Below are 5,987 nucleotides of genomic sequence, written 5' to 3'. Positions count from 1 at the left end.
CCTTTATACCGCCAATGAAGATCTCGCCCGTCGAATGGCCGTGACGGCCCATGATGCAGTCGAACAGCTCGCTGCGCCCGGCGCCCATCAGGCCGTAAATGCCGAGGATCTCGCCGGCACGCAGCGACAACGAGACATGGTCGACGGCAAGTCCGCCGGTGGCGCGGGGCAGGCAGATCTCCTCGGCACGAAAAATCTCTTCTCCCGGAAGATGGCCGTCGGCCTTGGCGAAGTCCTTGGCGTCGGAGCCGATCATCTGGCGAACGATCCATTGCGTGTCGACGTTCTTCATCTCTTCCTGGCCGGTGATGCGGCCGTCACGCAGCACGGTGATGTAGTCGCCGATGCGGATCAGCTCTTCGAGCCGGTGCGAGATATAAACGATCGCCACGCCGCGTGCCTTGAGGTCGGCGATCACCTTGAACAGGATCTCGACTTCCGCAGCGCTCAGCGCCGAGGTCGGCTCGTCCATGATCAGGATGCGCGCGTCGAGCGAGACCGCCTTGGCGATCTCGACCAGCTGCTGCTGACCGATGCGCAGATCCTCAACCAGCATGTCTGGCCGTATGCCGGCTTGCAGGCGTTCCAGAAATTCCGCAGCGCGGTTTTCCTGTTGCTCGCGGTCGATCTTGCCGAAGCGGTTGGTGATCTCCCGGGTGGCGAAAATATTCTCGGCGACGCACATATTGCCGAACAGGTTCAGCTCCTGGAACACCATGCCGATGCCGCGGTTCACCGCGTCCGCGGACGAGGAGAAGGAAACCTCTTCACCTTCCAGCAGGATGCGGCCGGCGGTCGGCCGTTCGACACCGGCGATGATCTTCATCAGCGTCGACTTGCCGGCGCCGTTTTCACCGACCAGCACGTTGACCGCGCCCTTGCGCACCTCGAAATTGGCGCGCTTGACCGCAACGGTGCCGGAATAGACCTTGGAGACGTCCTCGAGCTTCAGGATGATTTCGCGCTCAGCTGTCGCGCTCATGGTTTCGGCCCGATCTCTGCCTCCGCCGGCGTCACCAGCGGCAGGTCCTGGCCGCTCCCCAGCGTATAGGCGCCGAGCACCTTGGCGCTGCGGCCTTCCAGCGCATCGCGTGGCAGCTTGGAGAGCACCGTCTTGTCGGCATAAGCGTTGAACGCCTTGCCGAACTGGGCGAAGTCGATCTGGTTGGTGAAGTCGTTGAACTGGATGAAGTCCAGGCTGTCGCGCAGCGCGGTACCGCGCACCGCCGGTCCGATCTGCACTCGTGCATCGGCTTTGCCGTCGCCGTCGATATCGACGTCGACGGTTGCTGCCCGCGACTGCGTGTTGGCCGTGACGATCTTGCCTTCCAGGCGAACCGCGAAAGTCCAAGGCGAATTCGCCTGCTTGTTCGGATTGCCGTATTTGGCGCCGGCAGCCGATGGATCGGTTGTCGCCAGGGTGTGAACCTGCGCAAACGGTCCGGCTTTCTGCTGGAGATAGGGCACGACCTTTGCCGCCCATGTCTCTTCGACCATCTTGTCTGGATTGAAGGCGGGAGCGTTGTCTCCGGCTTCCGATTTCGTAGGCAGGATCTTGCAGGCGGTCAGGCTGATGCCGACCATTACGGTAAGGGTCGGCCAGTTCGGCTTGGTGTTCAGCATGGCGGCCTGTCGTTCAGCATCGTGGGCGGCCCACGGAAAATGGCGGCGAGGGGCGAAAACCGATGTTCGCCCCTCGCTATTGAAATCACGCTGGCTCAGTTCGTCAGCGCGAAGGTCTCCAGCTTGGCGGCATTGTCGCCATTGATCAGAACGCAGTCCATCAACTGCTTTTCCTTGGCCGGCGACTTCTTGTTCTTGATGAAGTCGTTGGCCTGCTCGACCGCCATCTGCGCCTGCGCGAAGGCCGGCTGCAGCACGGTTGCCTTGATACCGCCCGACGCGATGGAGTCCCGTACGTCGTTCGATCCGTCGAAGCCGACGACGATGACGTCCTTGCGGTTCGCCGCGGCAAGTGCCGCATAGGCGCCCATCGCCATCGTATCGTTGCCGGAGATCACGCCCTTGATGTCGGGGTTGGCCTGCAGGATCGATTCCATCTTGGAATAGGCTTCCGTCTGGCTCCAGTTGGCCGACTGCTGGGCAACCATCTTCAGGTCCGGATAGTCATCGATGACGTCGTGATAACCCTTGGAACGAATGCCGGCATTGGTGTCGGATTCCTTGCCGACCAGTTCGACGAAATTGCCCTTCTCGCCCATCAGCTTGACGAATTCCTGCGCGCCGAGCTGGGCGCCCTGGTAGTTGTTGGAGACGATCTGCGCCACGGCCACGCCGGTGGCGTTGATCTCGCGGTCGATCAGGAAGGACGGAATGCCCGCATCCTTGGCCTTCTGCACGGCGGCGACGGTGGCGTCCGCGCCTGCATTGTCGAGGATGATCGCCTTGGCACCGCGGCCGATCGCGGTGTCGATCAGCTCGGACTGCTTGTTGGCGTCGTCGTCATGGACCAGCACCAGCGCCTCATAGCCGAGTTCCTTGGCCTTGGCTTCCGCGCCGACGGCTTCCGCCTTGAAGAACGGATTGTCGTGTGAGGGCGTGATAATGGCGATGAGATCCGCCGCATAGGCGGGCACTGCCGTGCCAAGCGCCAGCATGCCGGCGAAAGCCGCAAGCGTCATTCTGCGTGTGAGTTTCATGAAGTCCTCCCGTTTGAAAAATTGCCTTGATCGGCCAATGGCTTTGTCTGCATCCGAATTCGTCAGGCAGCGCGGGCCGCGGATCGCTTGGGTCGAAAACCGTTGCCGGCTTACCCAGGACGGATCGTTGCTCCCCAGCCATCCTCCACTTGCCCAGGCATCGTGCTCCCTGCGAAACCTTGTCGATCCGAGCCATGAACAGCTAAGCCAACTGGTATGATGAGTCAACCACAAATTCAGGTGACATGTACCTGATGAGCTACCAAAACCGAGGATCGGCAATGGCATGCCGGGCCTTCGAGGTGCTGCGTCAAGCACCTGTCTTCTCTCAGGTGATCCGCTGAATGCTGGCGGCGATCTCTTCCGGTTCGAACACGCGCTTCCAGTCGTCACGCATCAGCACCGGCTTGCCGAACTCGATCGCCTTGTTGCATGCGTCGGAGAAAACGCCCTTGGTCTCGCCGAAAATGACGGCGCCGAGCACGTTCATATGGCCGAGCAGGAAGTCGAGTGCCGCCTGCTGGTCGACGCCGCGCGCCACGACCTCGTCGACGGCTTCTTTCATGACCACCAGCAACGAGGCGCACACCGTCTCCGAAAGGCCAGGCTCGAGCAGCGCCATCTGTTCGACGCTGACGCGGTGCGAACGCATCACCGGCGCCCATATGATCTTCGCGATCGCCTCGCCCTTGGCGTAGTCCTCTTCCGGGCCCTGCATCAGGGCGCTGACCATGTGCTGCTTGGCCTTCACGCCGCCGAAATAGTCCTTCTTGGCTGCCATGTCGGTCTCGTCATTGAAGATCGGCGGATGGCAGGGGTGAGTGACGAAATAGGTGAGGTCAGGCCGCTTCGGCAGATGGCCGGCGAAAGGTGCCGCCGCGTCGAGCACCACCACCATCGTGCCTGGCGCCAGCTTGCTCTCGATGCTGGCCGCTACCTTGCCGATATGCGTGTCGGGAACGGCCAGGATCACCACATCCGCGTCCTTGAGCGCCTCGTCGGCACTGACCGTATCGAAACCCAGTCCGGTCTTCAGCCGTTCGCGGCCGGCATCGCTGACCTCGACATGGCGTATCGTGTAGGGCGACCCGCGAAAATTGGTCGACAGGCGGTAGCCCATTTTCCCGCCAGCCCCGAACAGCGCAATCGTTGTCATCTGGTCACCACTCCTGTTCTTCGGCGACGGCATCGCGCGTCGTCAACTGATCAACTGGTATAATCACGCTACCAGATTTTGGCAATGCGATAATGACCATGCGATGCGTTCGCCGCGTCATCGGCTGCCGCCGGTAGCACGAGAATCATGGATGGCGCGCTCGGGATATGATCTCTAGATCACCAGAAGAAGCCCGCGCTTGCCCGCTGAGTGCGCATGAGCGCTGCTCTGCCATCCCCAGAAATAGGAGGCATGTGATAGGGGTCGGAGGTCGGGCCGGGCGCTACTTCAAAAGATCGACCAGCATGTCGAAAGCCGCATCGATATCGCCACGAACCGCCGCCTGAACTGCCTGCTCGTCCCGGTCGCGCAGGGCCGCAAACATCTGTTGATGGTATGTGTTCGCGGTCGAGTAGGACCCATGCAGCATATTGAAATAGGGGCTGATCTGCAGCCATAGATCCTTGATGATCTTGAGCAGGGTTTCGGATCCCGCTGCTCGGTAGATTGCGAAGTGGAAGGTATAATTCGCCCTGAGATAGGCCTTTACGTCGTCCGCGCCATTCGCGCGTTCCAGTGAGTCCAGATCGCGCGCGAAAATCGCAAGATCCGCATCACTCCGGTTCTGTGAGGCCCAGCCGGCGGCGATGGCCTCTATCTCAAAACGTACATTGCGCAAATCGGTGAGCCGCTCGCGGCTGAGCGCCGGAATACCAATGGAGCGTCCGGATACCACAGTGAGCGCGTTGGCTGCCGTCAGGCGCCGCAGCGCTTCCCTGACCGGCATCGGGCTGACGCCAAAGGCGTCGGCGAGGCTCTGAACCGTGACCATCTCGCCCGGTACGATGCTGCCGTCGAGGATCAGTTCGGTGACCTGATTGTAGACCCGGTCCTGCAGAGTTTCCTTGGACAGTGGAATGATCTCGACACCAGGCTTCCTGAACGCCGATCCAGCCATCTCCGGTCAACCTTCCCGCCCAAGGGCGACACTATTGCTTGTCTGGGAATGCAAGGTTCGTGGTGCCACGTCAAGCGGCCGACATAGCCCGTTTTGATATAAACGATTTCATCATTGATATTTGATCAAACGATGTTACGGTCGCTGGCATCGAATGGCAAGGGTTACGTTTTGTGCCCTTGGGAGGCATTCGGTCGTTCTGTTTGGGAGGAGTTTCACATGGGTATCGGATCGAAAGTCCGGCGGCTCGCGCTGCTGGCTGGGATGGCTGCATGCGCCTTCGGCCTGTCCGCCGCGCAGGCAGCCGAGAAGCACAAGATCTTTCTCAGCATGAGCTACATCGGCAATGATTGGCAGGCGGAGGCGGCCAACATGGTCAAGGCCATGGCCGCCCACAAGAGCCTGGCCGACAAGGTCGACCTGCAGGTCCAGGTCGCTGGCCCCAACGCGCAACGCCAGATTCAGCAGATCAACGCGATGGTGCAAAGCGGCGCCGAGGCGATCGTCGTGTATCCGATTTCCCCGACCGCGCTCAACCAGGTCGTCAAGAATGCCTGCGACAAGGGCGTGAAGGTCTTTGCCTACGACGCCGAGATCACCGAGCCTTGTGCCTACAACGTCCACATCGACCAGCTGGAAGCCGGCAGGGTGACCGCCGAATGGCTGGTCAAGAAGCTCAACGGCAAGGGCAACATCATCGCCATCACGGGTGTCCCGGGAACATCCGTCGACGATCAGCGGACAAAAGCCGCCAAGGAAGTCTTCGCCAAATATCCTGATATCAAGATCATCGGCGAGGCTGTCGGCATGTGGAGCCAGGCGGTCGCCCGCACCGAGCTCTCGAAAATCCTGGCCACCCGCAATTGGGACGACATCAACGGGCTGTGGATGCAGGTCGGCTGCTTCACCGCCAACTCGATGCAGCTCGAGGCTGGCAAGAAGACCAGCGAACTCCTGCCTTGCGCCGGCGAAGGTTCCAATGGCGGCCGCATCCAGATGCTGCCGGAGGGCACCGAAGTCGAAGGCGCGGCCGCGCCCTACGCGCCGGCCGGCGCACAACGCATTTCCTACGCCTCGCCGCCTTATTCGGGTGCGCTGGCGCTGAAGCTTGCCGTCGAGGCGATCGAAGGCAAGGACGTGCCTAAGACCACCATCCTGCCGCTGCCGGTCGTCACCAACGAGACGATCAAGCTGTGCGACGAAGGCACATGGG

6 protein-coding genes are annotated in these 5,987 nt (G+C 61.2%); 1 reads left to right on the top strand and 5 read right to left on the bottom strand.

Annotated features, from left to right (window positions below):
* From EN939_RS17720 to EN939_RS17695, 5 genes are all read right to left on the bottom strand, one after another.
* Window positions 1-982, bottom strand: a 982-nt coding sequence (locus EN939_RS17720; protein WP_164751051.1) for a sugar ABC transporter ATP-binding protein, incomplete at its 3' end; no start/stop codon positions are given.
* A complete protein-coding gene (locus EN939_RS17715) occupies window positions 979-1,623 on the bottom strand; it encodes a DUF2291 family protein (protein WP_127269050.1) in 645 nt (214 codons plus the stop codon). The genes EN939_RS17720 and EN939_RS17715, both read right to left, overlap by 4 nt.
* A 95-nt stretch (window positions 1,624-1,718) precedes the next feature.
* Window positions 1,719-2,660 carry a D-ribose ABC transporter substrate-binding protein gene (locus EN939_RS17710; RefSeq protein WP_127269049.1) on the bottom strand — a complete coding sequence of 314 codons (942 nt, stop codon included), beginning with the start codon at window positions 2,658-2,660 and terminating at the stop codon, window positions 1,719-1,721.
* Between the two features lie 328 nt (window positions 2,661-2,988).
* Window positions 2,989-3,816, bottom strand: coding sequence for a phosphogluconate dehydrogenase C-terminal domain-containing protein (locus EN939_RS17705; protein WP_127269048.1), 828 nt, complete (start codon window positions 3,814-3,816; stop codon window positions 2,989-2,991).
* Window positions 3,817-4,099: 283 nt separating this feature from the next.
* A complete protein-coding gene (locus EN939_RS17695) occupies window positions 4,100-4,774 on the bottom strand; it encodes a GntR family transcriptional regulator (protein WP_013533053.1) in 675 nt (224 codons plus the stop codon).
* A 219-nt stretch (window positions 4,775-4,993) separates the two neighbouring features.
* On the opposite strand from EN939_RS17695, the gene EN939_RS17690 reads away from it, so the two are divergent.
* A partial coding sequence (locus tag EN939_RS17690) for a sugar ABC transporter substrate-binding protein (protein WP_127269047.1) occupies window positions 4,994-5,987 on the top strand: 994 nt, incomplete at its 3' end.

Source organism: Mesorhizobium sp. M7A.F.Ca.CA.002.05.1.1, assembly GCF_003998335.1.
Classification (GTDB): Bacteria; Pseudomonadota; Alphaproteobacteria; order Rhizobiales; family Rhizobiaceae; genus Mesorhizobium.
Note: the sequence above shows the minus strand (reverse complement) of the source record. Positions and strands in the feature narration are given on the sequence as shown.

Excerpts from the sequence above, each read along its gene's own strand:
- EN939_RS17715 (WP_127269050.1), bottom strand. The coding sequence starts at position 1,623 with ATGCTGAACACCAAGCCGAACTGGCCGACCCTTACCGTAATGGTCGGC.
- EN939_RS17710 (WP_127269049.1), bottom strand. The coding sequence starts at position 2,660 with ATGAAACTCACACGCAGAATGACGCTTGCGGCTTTCGCCGGCATGCTG.
- EN939_RS17705 (WP_127269048.1), bottom strand. The coding sequence starts at position 3,816 with ATGACAACGATTGCGCTGTTCGGGGCTGGCGGGAAAATGGGCTACCGC.
- EN939_RS17695 (WP_013533053.1), bottom strand. The coding sequence starts at position 4,774 with ATGGCTGGATCGGCGTTCAGGAAGCCTGGTGTCGAGATCATTCCACTG.